Here is a 15,769-nt window from a genome sequence, read left to right as displayed (position 1 = left end):
TATATAGGTAATGAATTGATAATCAAATAAATGGAATGTATTTAATTTTATAGATTTGCTGTAGTCTGTTTTTTTTTTGTTGCTACATTTGTCACGTTCTGCCTTAGCGGGTAAATGAACACGGAATAATTTGCACCTAAAAGAGCTGACAGTGAACGAAACCGTATTATTTGCCGTACTTTCACTGAGCGCCATCGGAGTTGCCTCTGCGGTAATTCTTTATTTTGTCGCTCAGAAATTCAAAGTTATTGAGGATCCCCGGATAGATGTTGTCAACGAAATTCTGCCAGGTGCCAATTGCGGAGGCTGTGGTCTGGCCGGTTGCCGTGCATTTGCGGAAGAACTGGTAAAAACAGGGGATTTATCGAAGCTGAACTGTCCGGTTGGCGGCAGCGATACCATGAAACAAATAGCGTCGGTGCTCGGGCTTGAGGCTGAAGAGAAAGAACCGATGATTGCCGTGGTACGTTGTAACGGAAGCCGGATTAACGCCCCTCAGAAGGTAATCTTCGACGGCGCTGAATCCTGTGCTTTTGCCCATGCACTATCGGCAGGCGAAAGCGGTTGTCCGAATGGTTGTCTCGGCCTGGGCGATTGTGTGGTATCCTGTAAATTCGATGCGATTTATATCAGCCCTGAAACCGGGCTTCCTGTGGTTAGTGATGAGAAATGTGTGGCCTGCGGCGCCTGTGTTACGGCTTGTCCTCGCAAAATCATTGAACTCAGGAAAAAAGGAAAAAAAGACAGGAGGATTTTTGTTTCCTGTGTGAATACTGAAAAAGGCGGACCGGCGAAGAAAAACTGCAGTGTTGCCTGTATCGGCTGCGGCAAATGTGTAAAGGAGTGTCCATATGATGCCATTACGATGCAGAATAATCTGGCTTACATTGATTACGATAAATGCAGGCTTTGCCGCAAGTGCGCTCCCGTGTGTCCTACCGGGGCCATTCTTGAGACCAACTTCCCGTTGCGGAAAGAAAAGCCCGGTGAACCCGGAACGGAAAAGGTTGCCGAACCTGTTACAGCCGGCTAGCCATTCTACAGTCGTTAACAAGTTATAAACCAATACGCGGAGGAGATAATTTGAAAACTTTTAAACTTGGCGGAGTTCACCCGGAAGAAAATAAAATTTCTGCGGCTGAAGCCATTGAAGTTCTCCCTTTGCCGGCAAAAGTCTGTATCCCTGTTTCCCAAAGCCTCGGAGCCCCCTCGAAAGTGGTGGTGGAAAAAGGCGCCGTAGTGAGGACAGGACAAATCATTGCCAAAGGGGAATCCTTTATATCATCCAATGTTCATTCATCCGTTTCCGGAAAAGTCACCAAAATAGACGATGTAATTGATACTTCGGGATATAAACGTCAGGCTGTTTACATTGACGTGGAAGGGGATGAATGGGAGGAAGGAATTGACCGTTCACCTGAAATTATCCATGATATACTCCCTGACCGGGATACAATCATCCGTAAGATTAACGAGATGGGTGTGGTTGGCCTTGGCGGTGCAACTTTTCCGTCGCATGTCAAGCTGATGGTCCCGGATGGAAAAAAGGCCGAGTACCTGCTGATCAACGGGGTGGAGTGTGAACCTTACCTCACTTCGGATCACCGGCTGATGCTTGAGCGGGGGGAAGAAATGATCATCGGCGTTAAAATTCTGATGAAAGCCCTTGGCGTGAACAAGGCTTTTATAGGAATAGAGAAAAACAAGCAGGATGCCATCGTGCACCTGAGCGTGATCTGCTCGAAGCATCCTGGAATTGAGGTTGTTCCCCTGAAGGTAAAATATCCGCAGGGCGGAGAAAAGCAGTTGATCAAAGCCGTTCTTAACCGTGAAGTTCCTTCGGGAAAACTTCCGATCGAAGTGGGTTGCGTGGTGAATAACGTAGGCACTGCACTGGCTGTTTATGAAGCGGTTCAGAAAAACAAGCCGCTGATCGACCGGGTGGTAACCGTTACCGGGAAGTCTGTTGCAAAACCGTCGAATTTGCTTGTCCGCATTGGTACGCCGGTAAGCGCACTGGTGGAATTTGCCGGTGGTTTGCCCGAAGATGCGGGAAAAGTGATCAGTGGCGGCCCAATGATGGGGAAAGCCCTGACATCACTTGATGTTCCGGTGGTAAAAGGCACATCCGGCATTCTGATCATGAAGGGTGCCGAATCGAAACGGGCGGCTGCCCTCAACTGTATCCGCTGTGGCCGCTGTATCACGGCCTGTCCGATGGGGCTTGAGCCTGTATTGCTGGCTCAGCTGTCGGAAAACCAGTTGTTCGAACGCGCAGAAAAGGAAAGAATCATGGACTGCATTGAATGTGGTTCATGCCATTATACCTGCCCGGCCGGCCGGCCATTGCTCGACTACCTAAGGCTGGGTAAAAATAAAACCGGAATACTCATCAGAAATCGGGGGAAGAAATAATATGAACTTACTCACAGTTTCGGGATCACCCCATGTTCACACACAGCAAAGTGTAAAATCCATTATGTATGGTGTGGTGATTGCCCTGATCCCAGCCATTTTCGTTTCACTCTATTTCTTCGGACTGGATGCTGCGCGGGTCATTTTCATCTCGGTGGCCGCCTGCCTTTTCTTTGAATGGGTCATTCAGAAGTACCTGATAAAGGGCCCTGTTACCATCAATGATGGCAGTGCCCTGGTAACGGGTGTGTTGCTTGCTTTTAACGTGCCATCCAATCTTCCCTGGTGGATACTGGTCATTGGTGCACTGGTTTCGATAGGCATTGGTAAGATGTCATTCGGGGGGCTTGGAAAAAATCCATTTAATCCGGCATTGGTGGGTCGTGTATTTCTGCTGATTTCATTCCCGGTACAGATGACCTCATGGCCATTGCCAAAGGGGCTTTTTGGCTCAGGATTAACAGATGCCATTACAGGCCCGACAACGCTGGGAGTGCTCAAGGAAGGCCTGAATGCGGGAAAAACTGTTCAGGAAATCATGGCATCCCCTGACTTCCCTGGTTATATCAATGATCTGTTGGGAGCCCAGGGCGGCTCACTTGGTGAAATTTCCGCCATTGCCCTGCTTCTGGGAGCCGTATATATGCTTTCGCGCAAAATCATTACCTGGCACATTCCAACTGCTTATATCGGTTCAGCAGTCATTTTTTCCGGCATTTTCTGGCTGATTGACCCTTCGCACTACATTGACCCGGCTATGCACCTGCTGGCCGGAGGTATGATACTCGGCGTTTTCTACATGGCCACCGATATGGTCTCTTCGCCCATGACACCGCGCGGGCAGATCGTTTTTGGCATCGGTGCCGGATTGCTTACTATAATGATCAGGGTATGGGGCGCATATCCCGAGGGTGTTTCTTTTGCCATTCTGATTATGAATGCTTTTACACCGTTGATCAACAATGCATTTAAACCCAAAAGGTTCGGGGAGGTAGTGAAAAATGGCTAAACTGGAATCAACTTTTAAAAATATGGTGCTTGTGCTGCTGGGCATCTCCCTGGTAGCTTCGTTTGCACTGGGTGCGGTTTATAATCTGACCAAAGATCCTATCGCCAAAGCGCAGCAACTGAAAAAGGAAGCAGCCATCAAACAGGTAGTGCCTGAATTTGAGCAGCTTGAGCCGGTAACTGTTACCCCTGCAGATGGCGGTGATCCTGTGGTGATCAATAAAGCCATTTCGGGTGGCGAGGTTGTGGGATATGCAGTTGAAACATACAGCGATAAAGGTTTTGGAGGAAAAGTGCAATTAATGATAGGGTTTCTTCCCGATGGCACCATCTTCAATACTGCCGTGCTGAAACATACTGAAACCCCCGGACTGGGCGACAAAATGGATGCCTCGAAATCGTCATTCCCCGAACAGTTTAAAAATCAGAATCCTGAATCATTTACACTGAAAGTAAAAAAAGACGGCGGACAGGTGGATGCCATCACGGCGGCAACCATCAGCTCCCGGGCTTTTTGCGACGGCGTTCAGCGGGCTTATGATGCAGTTAAAACGGAAGGAGGAGAGAAATGAACCAGATGCAGAATTTTTCCAAAGGATTTATAAAGAACAACCCGGTTCTGGTGCTGCTGCTCGGAATGTGTCCGACTCTGGGGGTTACCACTTCGGCCATTAATGGCCTGGGTATGGGTCTGGCCACCACTTTTGTTCTTGTGATGGCCAACGTGGTGATTTCGCTGATGAAAAACATCATTCCCGACAAGGTGCGTATCCCTTCGTTTATTGTGGTTATTGCATCCTTTGTTACCATCGTTGACCTGGTGATGGCCGGATATGTACCTGCCTTGCACGAGCAACTCGGACTTTTTATTCCCCTGATCGTGGTGAACTGTATCGTGCTGGGACGGGCTGAGGCTTTTGCTTCCAAAAACGATGTATTTTCTTCCATGATCGACGGGCTCGGTATGGGTCTGGGCTTTGCCTTCGCCCTGACATTGCTGGGTGGCATCCGCGAAATCCTGGGTAGTGGAGCCCTGTTCGGGATTAAATTTATCCAGGGCGATACTATTCTGGTGTTTGTGCTCGCACCGGGTGCTTTTATCGCACTTGGTTACCTGATCGCACTGATAAATAAATTGAATAAGGCGTAGTTAACGGGTTTTATACAAAAGAAAGAGATTATGGAATACATCATCATCATCATTTCGGCAATCTTTGTCAACAACATCGTTTTTGCGCAGTTTTTGGGAATATGTCCGTTTCTGGGCGTTTCCAACAAGCTCTCAACCTCACTCGGGATGGGGGGGGCGGTGGTGTTTGTAATGACACTTGCCACCCTGGTTACCTACCTGGTCTATCAGTTTGTTCTGGTCCCGCTGGGGTTGGGATTTCTTCAGACCATCAGCTATATTCTGATTATTGCTGCTCTCGTGCAGATGGTTGAGATCATTCTTAAAAAGGTCAGTCCTGCCCTCTATCAGGCGCTGGGAATTTATCTCCCGCTGATCACCACTAATTGTGCCGTATTGGGTGTTGCCATTCTGGTTATTCAGAAGAACCTTAACCTGCTTGAGAGCGTAGTGTTCACTGTGGCCACTTCAATTGGCTTTACCCTTGCGCTGGTAATTTTTGCCGGTATCCGTGAGCATATGGAACTTATGGGTGTTCCCAAAGGAATGCGCGGGGTGCCCATTGCCCTGGTAGTTGCCGGGCTGCTCTCCCTGGCATTTATGGGTTTTGCCGGTCTTGTATAACCAATAAGAAGAATATATCATTGCAAAAGCCCGGATTTGCCGGGTTTTTTCATATTTGCCCGGGTAGGTGTATTAATTACACTATCCTGAGTGTTATTGATTATCTTTGCAAGGCGACCTGAGGTGAAATCCAAATCCGGGTTGAAGCATTAAGAGTTTAAGTTGCTGTAATTAAAATTGTTACTTTAGAAAGTTGTAATATGATCAGGTTCTTGTTTTTGTTTGTTTTTTCACTGGTATCATCCGGAATTACTGCCCAGGGTTTTCTTCATACTTCAGGAAAGTATATCTATAACGGGGCAGGAGAGGAGGTGATACTCCGCGGCATCGGCACCGGTAACTGGCTGTTGATGGAGGGTTATATGATGAAATCGGCCGAGGTAGCCGGCACACATACCGGATTCAGGAATAAACTGACGCAAACCATTGGTGCTGAACTAACTGAAGAATTCTATGAAACCTGGCTCGACAATCATTTTACCCGTGCCGATGTGGACAGCATGAAAGCCTGGGGTTTCAACAGTGTAAGGGTAGCCATGCATTACAAATGGTTCACCCTGCCTATAGAGGATGAGCCGGTAGCCGGACAGGACACCTGGTTTGAAGAAGGTTTTGTGCGGATCGACAGCCTGTTAGACTGGTGCGGCGACAATCAGATGTACCTGATCCTCGATCTGCACGGGGCACCCGGCGGGCAGGGCAAAGATGCCAATATCTCGGATTACGATCCTGCTAAGCCTTCGCTATGGGAAAGTGCCGAAAACAGAAGGAAAACCGTGGCTTTGTGGGCCAGGCTGGCCGAACGTTATGCCCAGGAACCCTGGATAGGCGGCTATGACCTGATCAATGAACCCAACTGGGAACTGCCCGGCGGAACACTGCTCAGACAGCTTTACGGTGAAATTACCAATGCCATCCGGGCGGTGGATCAGAACCACATGATCATCATAGAAGGCAACTGGTTCGCCAATGATTATACAGGGCTCACGCCTCCGTGGGATAATAATATGGTCTACAGTTTTCATAAATACTGGACTTACAATACCCAGAATGATATCAGCTGGATCATTAACCTCAGGAATACCTGGAATGTGCCAACCTGGCTGGGTGAATCAGGCGAAAACTCCAACAGCTGGTTCACTGGTCTTATTGCCCTTTGCGAGCAAAACAGGATCGGATGGTCGTGGTGGCCGGTGAAAAAGGCCGGGATCAACAATGTGCTTCAGGTACCGGAGAGCCAGAATTATAACAACCTGATCAGCTACTGGAGGTTCGGTACCCCTGTGCTCACGGCTGAGCAGGCTTTTGAGGCCGTGATGGAATGGGCAGACAATCACCGGATTGAAAATTGTATGGTAAAAAGGGATGTGATTGACGCTATGATCCGGCAACCATATACAAACGAAACACTGCCTTTCAGGGTGTATAAACCCGGCGAACCGGTTCACGCCGTTAATTATGATCTTGGCCGGAGTTCCTTTGCTTATAAGGATGCCGATTCAGCCAATTACCATCTGAATACAGGCAGTTATACCAACTGGAACCAGGGCTGGGTTTACCGCAATGACGGGGTGGACATTGACGAATGCAGTGATCTATTTGCAGGCGGAAATGGTTTCAATATCCGGTGGACCGAAACAGGGGAGTGGCTGCAATATACTTTAGATGCGGATAGTGCTGCCGCCTACAGACTGACGATCCGTTCGGCTTCCAACAGCGCCCAGACAGGGATTATAAGATTTACCATCAACGGAACAGATCTTATCAGCCCGCTTACCCTGCCCAACACAGGTTCAATTAACACATGGACATCCAATGTGGTGAATGACGTAATCATCCCGGAAGGAACCCACAAAATCAGGCTTTATTTCGAAAGGGGAGGCTCAAACATCAACCTGTTTATATTTGATAATCCGGTGCCGGTCAGCGCGGTACCCTTCAAATATATTTATGCCGAAACCACTGAATCCGGTCAGGAAATAATCATCACGCTCAACAAGGAAATCACTGAAATGAGTGCTGTTCCGGATGATTTTACCTTAAAAATATCAGATCAACAGACGGGAATATCTTCAGTCACGGTTGTTCCCGGTCAGCCGGCAAGGCTGGTGCTGGTGCCTGAAACTCCTGTGGAATATGGACAGCAGGTTAAGATAAGCTATACCGGAAGCGGAATCATGAATGGAATACAACCGTTGGAGCACTTTTCTGACATGAACGTTAAAAATAACCTTCCCCGGCGTTATCTGTTGCCGGCGCGCATAGAAGCGGAGGATTTTTATTTTAATAACGGATTTCAGCTTGAGAATTGTACCGATGCCGGTGGTGGTTACAATGTGGGATTCGCCAATAACGGGGACTATCTTGATTATCTGATTAAGGTGCCGGAAGCCGGTGAATATCAGATGCTGTTCCGGATTGCTTCCCAGTATTCCAATGGAATCATCAGCATCCGGGCTTCATCCGGAGGGAGTTTCCAGACTTATGGCTCTATGAACGTTTCAGCGACCGGCGGCTGGCAGAACTGGGAAAATCAAAACGTTTCCGTAAACCTGCCTGCCGGAAACCTCAGGCTCAGGCTATATTCATTTGCGGGAGAGTATAACATCAACTGGTTCAACATTGCCAAACCTGCCGGAACCGGTGAAATAGACATGAAAAACCGTCTGATTGTTTATCCGAATCCCGGGAACGGAATATTCAAAATTGATTTAGCTGACTTCGCTATGAACGAAGTTCTCCTGCAGGTAACGGATATGGCAGGTCAGGAGGTATACCATAGCGCCCTTGAAGGTGGCCTGCAAAGGATGGATCTGGATTTAAGCCATCTTCCCTCCGGAATGTATATCATCCGTATGCTCAGTACCACAAAAACCGGAACAGCCAGGGTTGTCCTGATGAATGACCGTATTTAACCTTTCCTTCGCTATATAGCCTTTAAATACCACTTATGCATAAGCAGGGCAATAATTGCCTGTGATACCTTCCTGAAGTTTGTAGCCCGGACTGATCATTACTAAGCCCGCCAGGGCTGAACTTTTGAATCTATATGGGCAATCCCCGTTAAATGTTTGTTCAGTACAATTCTTATTGTGCTGATTACAAACACTTAATCGTTTAAGCATTGCGAAATACTTTGTCCGGGTAAAAATCATATTGCCGGTTGTGGCGGATCAATCGGCAGATGATCCAGCAATTTTAATCTCTTCGAAATTTGTAAATGTTGATAAAATGATGTATATTACACCTTTATTCTCAGCTCTCCCTTTTACCCGGGATTCCGCCAGATTGCTACCCGCCTTCCATACTTCCGGTTTATGAATTTTTTCTTTAAGAGATAGCTCTTGCTGATTTTATTCACTTAAAGCACTAACATAAATCCTTATTCCAATGAAAAAGCTGATATTATTTCTTCTGCTGGTACCGGGAATAAGTCTCTATTCCCAGGTAGCCATCAACACCGATGGCGCAAATCCCGACGCTTCAGCCATGCTGGATGTTAAATCAACAAGCAGCGGTTTGCTGATTCCGCGCATGACATTTACCCAGCGAAATGCCATTGCCTCCCCGGCTACCGGTTTGCTGGTTTATCAGACGAACAGTTTACCGGGTTTTTATTACAATGCCGGTACCCCGGCAAGTCCCGCGTGGGTCTATGTAGGGTCAGGTTTCGGCTGGTCGATCACCGGGAATGCGGGAACATCCTCACCATCTAACTTTATCGGCACAACCGACGATATGCCGCTCAACTTTCGCATTAATAGCGCATTTGCCGGAAGGATAGAAAGAGCACAGCATAATCTCTCGCTGGGTTATCTGGCACTTGCGCTGAACACAACCGGAATGAACTCCACCGCGCTGGGTTATTCGGCCCTTTATAACAATAAAGCCAACAGCCGGAGTACTGCTTTGGGCTATTATGCCATGTTTTATGCCGATGACCGGACCACCGGCAGAGAAACTTTCAATACAGCCATTGGCTGTGAAGCATTGAGAGGCAGCGCAACCCCGGCTGAGAATACCGGACGCTACAATACTGCCGTTGGCGATAAAGCGTTGTTTTCGAATACCATAGGCGAAGGTAACATTGGTATTGGATATGTGCCGTTATATAGCAATACCTCTGGCTGTACGAATACCGCAATTGGCTATGGAACAATGTATTCCAACATCTCAGGCCATAATAACACAGCCATTGGTTACAATGCTATGTATAGCAATACTTCTGGTTACTCAAATACAGCCATCGGCATAAGGGCGCTGCGCCAGAACACTGTGAGAAATAATCTTGTAGCGGTCGGGGATTCGGCATTGTATAATAATGGAACCAATGCAACTGTCACTGTTCACGGTACCAGAAATACGGCGGTCGGGTCGAAAGCAATGTTTAGCAACACTACCGGATTTCAGAATACAGCTGCCGGTTATCAGTCATTATACACGAACACTACCGGAATGTCGAATACAGCTATGGGCTTTCAGGCATTGTTTTCAAATACAAGCGCCGAAGGCAATACGGCTGTAGGTTACTGGTCGCTATACAATAACATTGCAGGGACAGCAAATACAGCAGTTGGTTACCGGACATTGTATTCAAACACAACAGGATATTATAATGTGGCAGTCGGAAACAGGGCACTGACTGCCAATAGTAAAGGAATTTACAATGTTGCAGTGGGCACTTTTGCGCTCAATTATTCCGATAGTGCTGATTATAATACGGCTGTCGGTTGTTATGCAGGTTATGATAATGTTTCAGGAGACTACAACGCTGCGTTCGGGTATTATTCGCTGCCCAACAATATTACAGGCAATTCTAATGTTGCAGTGGGCGTTAGAAGTTTATACAGCAACACGAGCGGCTGTTCTAACGTTGCTATCGGGGCCAGGGCCCTGTACTACAGTTCCGGTCGCAGCAACCTGGTTGCGATCGGTGATTCGGCGCTTTACCGGAATGAAACCGATGCGACCCTTACGTATCATGCTACCCACAACACGGCCGTAGGTTCAAAAACCCTTCAGGAAAACACCTATGGCTATTACAATACAGCCATCGGAAGCCAGTCGATGAGAAATAACACCTATGGTCATCACAATACGGCCCTGGGCCACTTGTCTATGATTACCAATTCTACCGGATCCTATAACATTGCCATCGGAGATCAGGCATTGTACTCAAATTTAACCGGTGAATTCAATACAGCCATCGGTAATAATGCTTCCTGGACTCTAAGTAACGGTAGCAGAAATACAGCACTGGGTTATTCGGCATTATACATGAACCTTTCGGGCGGATACAATACTGCTGTCGGACAATATTCATCCTATTACAGTACCTCGAGCTATAACACCAGTCTGGGTTATTCGGCGGGAGATTTTCACCCCGCGTCCTTTGGCACCTTTGTCGGCGCATTGGCCTATCCGGATGCAGATGGCTACACCAATTGCACTGCCATCGGTTACAATGCGAGGGCCACTGCTTCCAACAGGGTGGTTATCGGGAATAGCAGTGTTACCAGCATTGGCGGATTTACCGGCTGGAGCAATTTTTCGGATGGACGATATAAGAAAAATGTCCGTGAAAATGTCCCTGGAATTGAGTTTGTAAAATTGCTGCGCCCTGTGACCTATACCCTTAATGTCACTTCCCTGAACGATTATCTGGATAACCGGAATTCCCGGGATTTACGTGAAAATGAACAGCCATCCTTTCCTTCGGCTGAAGAGCTGAAAGCTGTGCAGGAAAAGGAAACGATCGTGTACACCGGCTTTATTGCGCAGGAAGTTGAAGATGCCGCACTATCAATCGGATACAATTTCAGCGGGATTGATGCGCCAAAAAGCCAGGGTGGACTGTACAATCTGCGGTACGGTGAATTTATTCCACCTATTGTGAAGGCCTTTCAGGAACAGCAAAAGATTATCGAAGCACAGCAGCAACAAATTGATCAGTTGATAAGACGGATCGAAATGCTTGAATCCAGATAAGGCAGGGCTTCTATTGCCGGAATGGTTAATTTAGCACCCGCTAATAATCTTTCCGGCTTTGAAGATGCAATATAACTTTGACGAAATTATTGAACGTGGCAATACGGCTTGCGTTAAATACGATCTGCGTAAGTTTTTCTTCGGAAATGACGAGGTCATTCCCATGTGGGTGGCCGATATGGATTTCCGGACGCCTGATTTTGTAATGGATGCCATCCGGGAACGGGCAGCGCACGAAGTGCTGGGGTACTCCATCCGGACTGATTCCTGTTTCGATGCCCTGACCGCCTGGATTCAACGTCGCCATCACTGGCGGACAGAGCGCGAATGGATTGCCTTTTCACCGGGCATTGTTCCTGCGGTGAACATGGCGGTGCTGGCATTTACCCGCCGTCGCGACAAGGTTATCATTCAGCCGCCCGTCTACTTTCCTTTTTTCGATGCCGTGAAAAATCATGGCCGCAAACTGGTTTATAATCAGCTGATTATGGAAAACGGCCGTTACCGGATGAATTATGAAAACCTTGAACAGTTATGCCGTGATGGTGCCCGTATGCTGATTCTGAGTAATCCGCATAACCCGGCCGGAAACGCCTGGAGGGCGGATGAACTGAAGCGGATGGCTGATATTTGCCTGAAATACAATGTGCTGGTGATTTCCGATGAGATTCACTGCGATCTGGTAAACCGGGGATTTCATCATACGGTGCTGGCATCCCTTTCGCCGGAGATCGCGGCAAAAACCGTTACCATGGTTGCATCCAGCAAAACCTTTAACCTTGCCGGAATGGCGACTTCGTTGGTCATTATCAGCAATCCTTCGCTGATGAAAAGGTTTCGCAAAGTTCTCGACGGCCTGCACATTGAAATGGGCAATCTCTTCGGCAACGTAGCCGCAGAGGCCGCCTATACGCATGGAGATGCATGGCTGGAACAACTTCTGGATTACATTGATGGAAATATTCACACCCTGATTGAATTTGCTGAAACCCATCTTCCGCAGGTAAAGGTTATACGCCCCGAAGCCACTTATATGGCCTGGCTTGATTTCAGTCAAACCGGGATGAGCGATGCAGAACTTAAAAAGTTTATGATTGAAGAGGCCGGGCTCGGTTTGAACGAAGGCACCCAATTCGGCCCGGGCGGCGATGGCTATATGCGCATGAACCTGGCATGCCCGAGGCCGGTTCTGATGAGAGCGCTGGAACAATTGAAACACGCCCTGTGCAAGAGAATGTCGGAAGGATAATGGAGATATACCTCTAAAAAAATACGACCCCTCCGGGGCCGGTTTGTTTTCTTTATCTGTTGTTTCTATACACATGCGACCCCTCCGGGGTCGGAAAAAGTTTGCAATTGGAATTTCCGGAGGTATGGAGGACCTGGCTCTGCCCGAAAGTATGGTGGTCTTGTACCGATAGAATGGAGGACCTGGCTCTGGTTGAAAGTATGGTGGTCTTGTACCGATATCTATCGGTACTGCTCGCAGGTATGGTGGTCTCGTACCGATAGCCATCGGTACGAGACCACCGGGAACCATGCAGCCGGGACCATCCGGAACCGCGGAGCCAAGACCATCCGGGAACAACATACGCTCCTGCTGAGGTCGTGACGTACTAACCTGACTATACCTATGACTCCGGAGGAGTCATGGGTGTATAGAAAACGTTGGCATAAAATGAATAAACGACCCAGGAGGGGTCGGATGTTCTGAAAGAGTATTCTGCCATCGGGCCACCCGGATAAAAGCACCGGAGATGCTTAATCGCACCTTCAGGAATAAAAGCCTATCGGGTGATGGGGCAACATCATTATGCTTATTCAATGCACAATTTCCTGAGCTTTGAAAGGCTGCCGTTAAAGACATTCAGATCCACCTCTCCCTTGATGCCGTTGATGGTAGCCTTGTCGGTATGCTGCCAGAACTGCCACCTGCGGTGGTGCATGCGGGGCAGGTCCTCGTGGTAATGCGCGATCCACAGCGGGTAATCCTTAAAATCATCGGCCAGGTATTTGTCATAATAACCGGGACTGGTATAGATGATCGGCTTGACTCCATAATGTTCTTCCACCAGCCGGCACCATTCCTGTGCACCTTCCACAATTTCTTTTTTTGAACGCCGGTTGCTGACTTCAATGTCAAGTACGGGTGGCAGGTCGCCGGGTTTCAGTTTAACCTGTCTGATAAAATTCTCAGCCTGTTTGGCAGCATCACGCGAAGGATGAAAAAAATGGTATGCACCACGCATCATACCCGCCGCTCCGGCCTTTTCCCAGTTGCGCTGAAATTGCCTGTCCTGCCTGGTGATCCCCTCGGTAGCCTTCAGAAATGCGAAGCTGATCCTGATGCCGTTTACTTCCATGGCAGCAACTTCGGCCCAGTTGATGCGCCCCTGATGGTGCGAGACATCAATGCCATGGGTTTTGTATCCGGATGGAATGGGTACGCCAAAATTCTTCAGGTTATGATATTGCTCCGCTTCCGTCCATGAGAATCCGCTTTTAATCAGGGGAAGGCCATAACGGAAAAACAACGGGGCCATCACTATCAGAAATACTGCAAGCAGTCCAGTATAAAGGTATAGTCTGGATTTATTAACCTTTTTCCTCTTTCCACCTGCCCGGGCAACTACCACAATCCTGTCTTTCTTTAAATAATGCAGTTTCTGCTTATTCCCTGTCCGCTTTCGCTTACTTTTTCAGTTCAAAAACCATGGCAGTCCTGCCTTTGCTGGTCAGTTTGCCGTGAAGCGGGAACGACTGCCCGGTCATGATGTCCAGCGCGTTGTTAAATCCGGAAGTTACTTCGGTGAACCTGCCGGTATCAATGGTTTTCTCGTCATTGCTGTTGTTGATCAATACCATAACGGTTTCGTCACCGGCAATCCGGAAATACACGTAAACGCCGTCGAAAGGGATAAAATGCCTGAGACTGCCCCGGGCAATGGCCTTGCTCGATTTGCGCCAGCGCAGCAATTGCTTCAGGTGGTCGAAAACTTCGTTCTGGTCCTTTGATCTTCCTTCGCGGACAAAGGCATTGGTTGAATCTCCTTTCCAGCCACCGGGAAAATCCCATCGTATGTCGCCGTGACCTTTATGCTCAGCCCCGTCCATCAGCAACTCGGTGCCGTAATAGATCTGCGGAATGCCGCGCGTGGTGAGCAGAAACGTCAGTGCCATTTTCATGGCAGACAGGTCTCTGTTGATGGTATTGAAGTAACGGTTTACATCATGATTGTCGAGAAAAGTCACCTTCATGTATGGATCTGAAAAAAGAAAATCCTGGGCAAAAACATAATACAGCCTGGCCATCCCTTCGGTCCACCCTTCTTTTTCAGTAAAGGCTTTTTTCGTAGCCTCGTATAGCGGGAAGTCTGTTACACTGGGCAGGTATGAATTGTAATCATCGCTGATGATGGCATCCTTCTGATAATATGCAAGCATTCCTTCCTGGTTCAGCCATGCTTCTCCGACTATGCTGAAATCCGGGTATTCCTCATAAACCCTGCGCCCCCATTCTGCAATCATTTCCTTGTATGGATAAGGCTGGGTGTCGAGCCGGATTCCGTCGAGACCGGCATATTCAATCCACCATATGGAATTCTGAATCAGATAGTTGGTGACGTATGGATTGCGTTGGTCGAGGTCCGGCATATTGGTATCGAACCAGCCCTGCAGCAAGCGGTTTTTATCATATTCCGAGGCATAGGGATCTGATAAGGCTTCGGCCCTGAAATTGGAACGGGTAAATTCAGGAAACCGGTGAATCCAGTTGCTCATCGGCAAATCTTTGATAAACCAGTGATTGATGCCGCAATGGTTAAAAATCATGTCCTTGATTACCTTGATGCCTTTTGCCTGAGCTTCATTTACCAGGTTTACATAATCTTCGTTGGTGCCCAGCCTCGGATCGATGCGGTAAAAGTCGGTAATGGCATAACCATGGTAGGAATAGGCCGGGTTATTGTTTTCGAGCAGGGGGTTGATCCAGAGTGCAGTGATTCCAAGGTCACTGAGGTAATTCAGGTTTTTCGATATTCCGGCAATGTCGCCGCCATGTCTTCCCGATGGATTTGACCGGTTGGCAGTTTCGAGCATTCCCGGGATATTGTCGTTCGATGGATCTCCGTTTGCAAAGCGGTCGGGCATCAGCAGATAGATCACATCGGCAGGAGAAAAGCCCTTGCGGTCAGCCGATCCTTCTTTCCGTTGCCTGAGTTCATAGGAATATTGATAAGCCACCTTGCGGTTGCGCATAAATGAGATGACAAACTTTCCGGGTTTTGCATCCGCGGCGATCTCAATGTTCAGAAAAAGATAGTTTGGATTTTCAACACTCACCTTGTCTCTCAGTATTACGCCGGGATAGTTGAAGCTAACGGTAGTGGCGGCAATATCTTTTCCATAGGCCAGCAGTTGCAGCGAAGGGTTTTTCATGCCTGTCCACCAGAAAGGAGGTTCAACGCGCAGTTCCGGGATGACCTGTGCAGAAACAGGGCCGGGGAATGCAATAAACAGAAGGAAGGCAAAATGTAATGCCTGCTGTAGGTGCCGAAGCGGGAAACGGGTTATTTTCATATCTTTTGGATTGTCAATTGTAAGCAG

At 48.1% G+C, this 15,769-nt stretch carries 11 protein-coding genes; 9 read left to right on the top strand and 2 right to left on the bottom strand.

What is annotated here, in order from left to right; translation table 11 throughout:
- Nucleotides 1–151 precede the first annotated feature (151 nt).
- The 9 genes from TBC1_RS16555 (at nucleotide 152) to TBC1_RS16515 (ending at nucleotide 12,413) form a co-directional block, all read left to right on the top strand.
- Nucleotides 152–1,033 (top strand): RnfABCDGE type electron transport complex subunit B, encoded by an 882-nt coding sequence (locus TBC1_RS16555; RefSeq protein WP_062045680.1) that lies wholly within the window; start codon nucleotides 152–154, stop codon nucleotides 1,031–1,033.
- 50 nt (nucleotides 1,034–1,083) lie between these two features.
- The gene (gene rsxC / locus TBC1_RS16550) at nucleotides 1,084–2,415 is read left to right on the top strand and encodes an electron transport complex subunit RsxC (RefSeq protein ID WP_062045229.1); all 1,332 of its coding nucleotides are present in this window, start codon (nucleotides 1,084–1,086) and stop codon (nucleotides 2,413–2,415) included.
- A gap of 1 nt (nucleotide 2,416) precedes the next feature.
- On the top strand, nucleotides 2,417–3,424 hold the full coding sequence (locus TBC1_RS16545) for an RnfABCDGE type electron transport complex subunit D (RefSeq protein ID WP_062045227.1): 1,008 nt from the start codon (nucleotides 2,417–2,419) through the stop codon (nucleotides 3,422–3,424).
- Nucleotides 3,417–3,995: an RnfABCDGE type electron transport complex subunit G gene (locus TBC1_RS16540; protein WP_062045225.1), complete on the top strand. Its 579-nt coding sequence runs from the start codon at nucleotides 3,417–3,419 to the stop codon at nucleotides 3,993–3,995. The genes TBC1_RS16545 and TBC1_RS16540 overlap by 8 nt, the downstream gene beginning before the upstream one ends.
- Nucleotides 3,992–4,573, top strand: coding sequence for an RnfABCDGE type electron transport complex subunit E (locus TBC1_RS16535; protein WP_062045223.1), 582 nt, complete (start codon nucleotides 3,992–3,994; stop codon nucleotides 4,571–4,573). The genes TBC1_RS16540 and TBC1_RS16535 overlap by 4 nt, the downstream gene beginning before the upstream one ends.
- Nucleotides 4,574–4,603: 30 nt before the next feature.
- The gene (gene rsxA, locus TBC1_RS16530; protein ID WP_062045221.1) at nucleotides 4,604–5,176 is read left to right on the top strand and encodes an electron transport complex subunit RsxA; all 573 of its coding nucleotides are present in this window, start codon (nucleotides 4,604–4,606) and stop codon (nucleotides 5,174–5,176) included.
- Between the two features lie 200 nt (nucleotides 5,177–5,376).
- Nucleotides 5,377–8,091, top strand: a complete 2,715-nt coding sequence (locus TBC1_RS16525; protein WP_062045219.1) for a carbohydrate-binding protein — start codon at nucleotides 5,377–5,379, stop codon at nucleotides 8,089–8,091.
- A 475-nt stretch (nucleotides 8,092–8,566) separates the two neighbouring features.
- Nucleotides 8,567–11,164, top strand: coding sequence for a tail fiber domain-containing protein (locus TBC1_RS16520; RefSeq protein ID WP_062045217.1), 2,598 nt, complete (start codon nucleotides 8,567–8,569; stop codon nucleotides 11,162–11,164).
- A 64-nt stretch (nucleotides 11,165–11,228) separates the two neighbouring features.
- Nucleotides 11,229–12,413, top strand: coding sequence for a MalY/PatB family protein (locus tag TBC1_RS16515; protein WP_062045215.1), 1,185 nt, complete (start codon nucleotides 11,229–11,231; stop codon nucleotides 12,411–12,413).
- Between the two features lie 568 nt (nucleotides 12,414–12,981).
- Here TBC1_RS16515 and TBC1_RS16510 read toward each other — a convergent pair.
- Nucleotides 12,982–13,800 (bottom strand): glycoside hydrolase family 25 protein, encoded by an 819-nt coding sequence (locus TBC1_RS16510; protein WP_137305828.1) that lies wholly within the window; start codon nucleotides 13,798–13,800, stop codon nucleotides 12,982–12,984.
- 55 nt (nucleotides 13,801–13,855) lie between these two features.
- The gene (locus TBC1_RS16505; RefSeq protein ID WP_137305826.1) at nucleotides 13,856–15,742 is read right to left on the bottom strand and encodes a glycoside hydrolase family 13 protein; all 1,887 of its coding nucleotides are present in this window, start codon (nucleotides 15,740–15,742) and stop codon (nucleotides 13,856–13,858) included.
- Nucleotides 15,743–15,769 lie beyond the last annotated feature (27 nt).

It is taken from the genome of Lentimicrobium saccharophilum, assembly GCF_001192835.1.
Taxonomy (GTDB): Bacteria; Bacteroidota; Bacteroidia; order Bacteroidales; family Lentimicrobiaceae; genus Lentimicrobium; species Lentimicrobium saccharophilum.
The sequence above is the reverse complement of the archived record's forward strand: the minus strand, read 5'-3'. Positions and strand labels throughout refer to the sequence as shown.

Bases quoted from the DNA above. Each gene is read 5' to 3' on its own strand.
- rsxA (WP_062045221.1), top strand. From the start codon at position 4,604: ATGGAATACATCATCATCATCATTTCGGCAATCTTTGTCAACAACATC.
- TBC1_RS16515 (WP_062045215.1), top strand. From the start codon at position 11,229: ATGCAATATAACTTTGACGAAATTATTGAACGTGGCAATACGGCTTGC.
- TBC1_RS16525 (WP_062045219.1), top strand. From the start codon at position 5,377: ATGATCAGGTTCTTGTTTTTGTTTGTTTTTTCACTGGTATCATCCGGA.
- TBC1_RS16540 (WP_062045225.1), top strand. From the start codon at position 3,417: ATGGCTAAACTGGAATCAACTTTTAAAAATATGGTGCTTGTGCTGCTG.
- TBC1_RS16535 (WP_062045223.1), top strand. From the start codon at position 3,992: ATGAACCAGATGCAGAATTTTTCCAAAGGATTTATAAAGAACAACCCG.
- TBC1_RS16545 (WP_062045227.1), top strand. From the start codon at position 2,417: ATGAACTTACTCACAGTTTCGGGATCACCCCATGTTCACACACAGCAA.
- TBC1_RS16505 (WP_137305826.1), bottom strand. From the start codon at position 15,742: ATGAAAATAACCCGTTTCCCGCTTCGGCACCTACAGCAGGCATTACAT.
- TBC1_RS16520 (WP_062045217.1), top strand. From the start codon at position 8,567: ATGAAAAAGCTGATATTATTTCTTCTGCTGGTACCGGGAATAAGTCTC.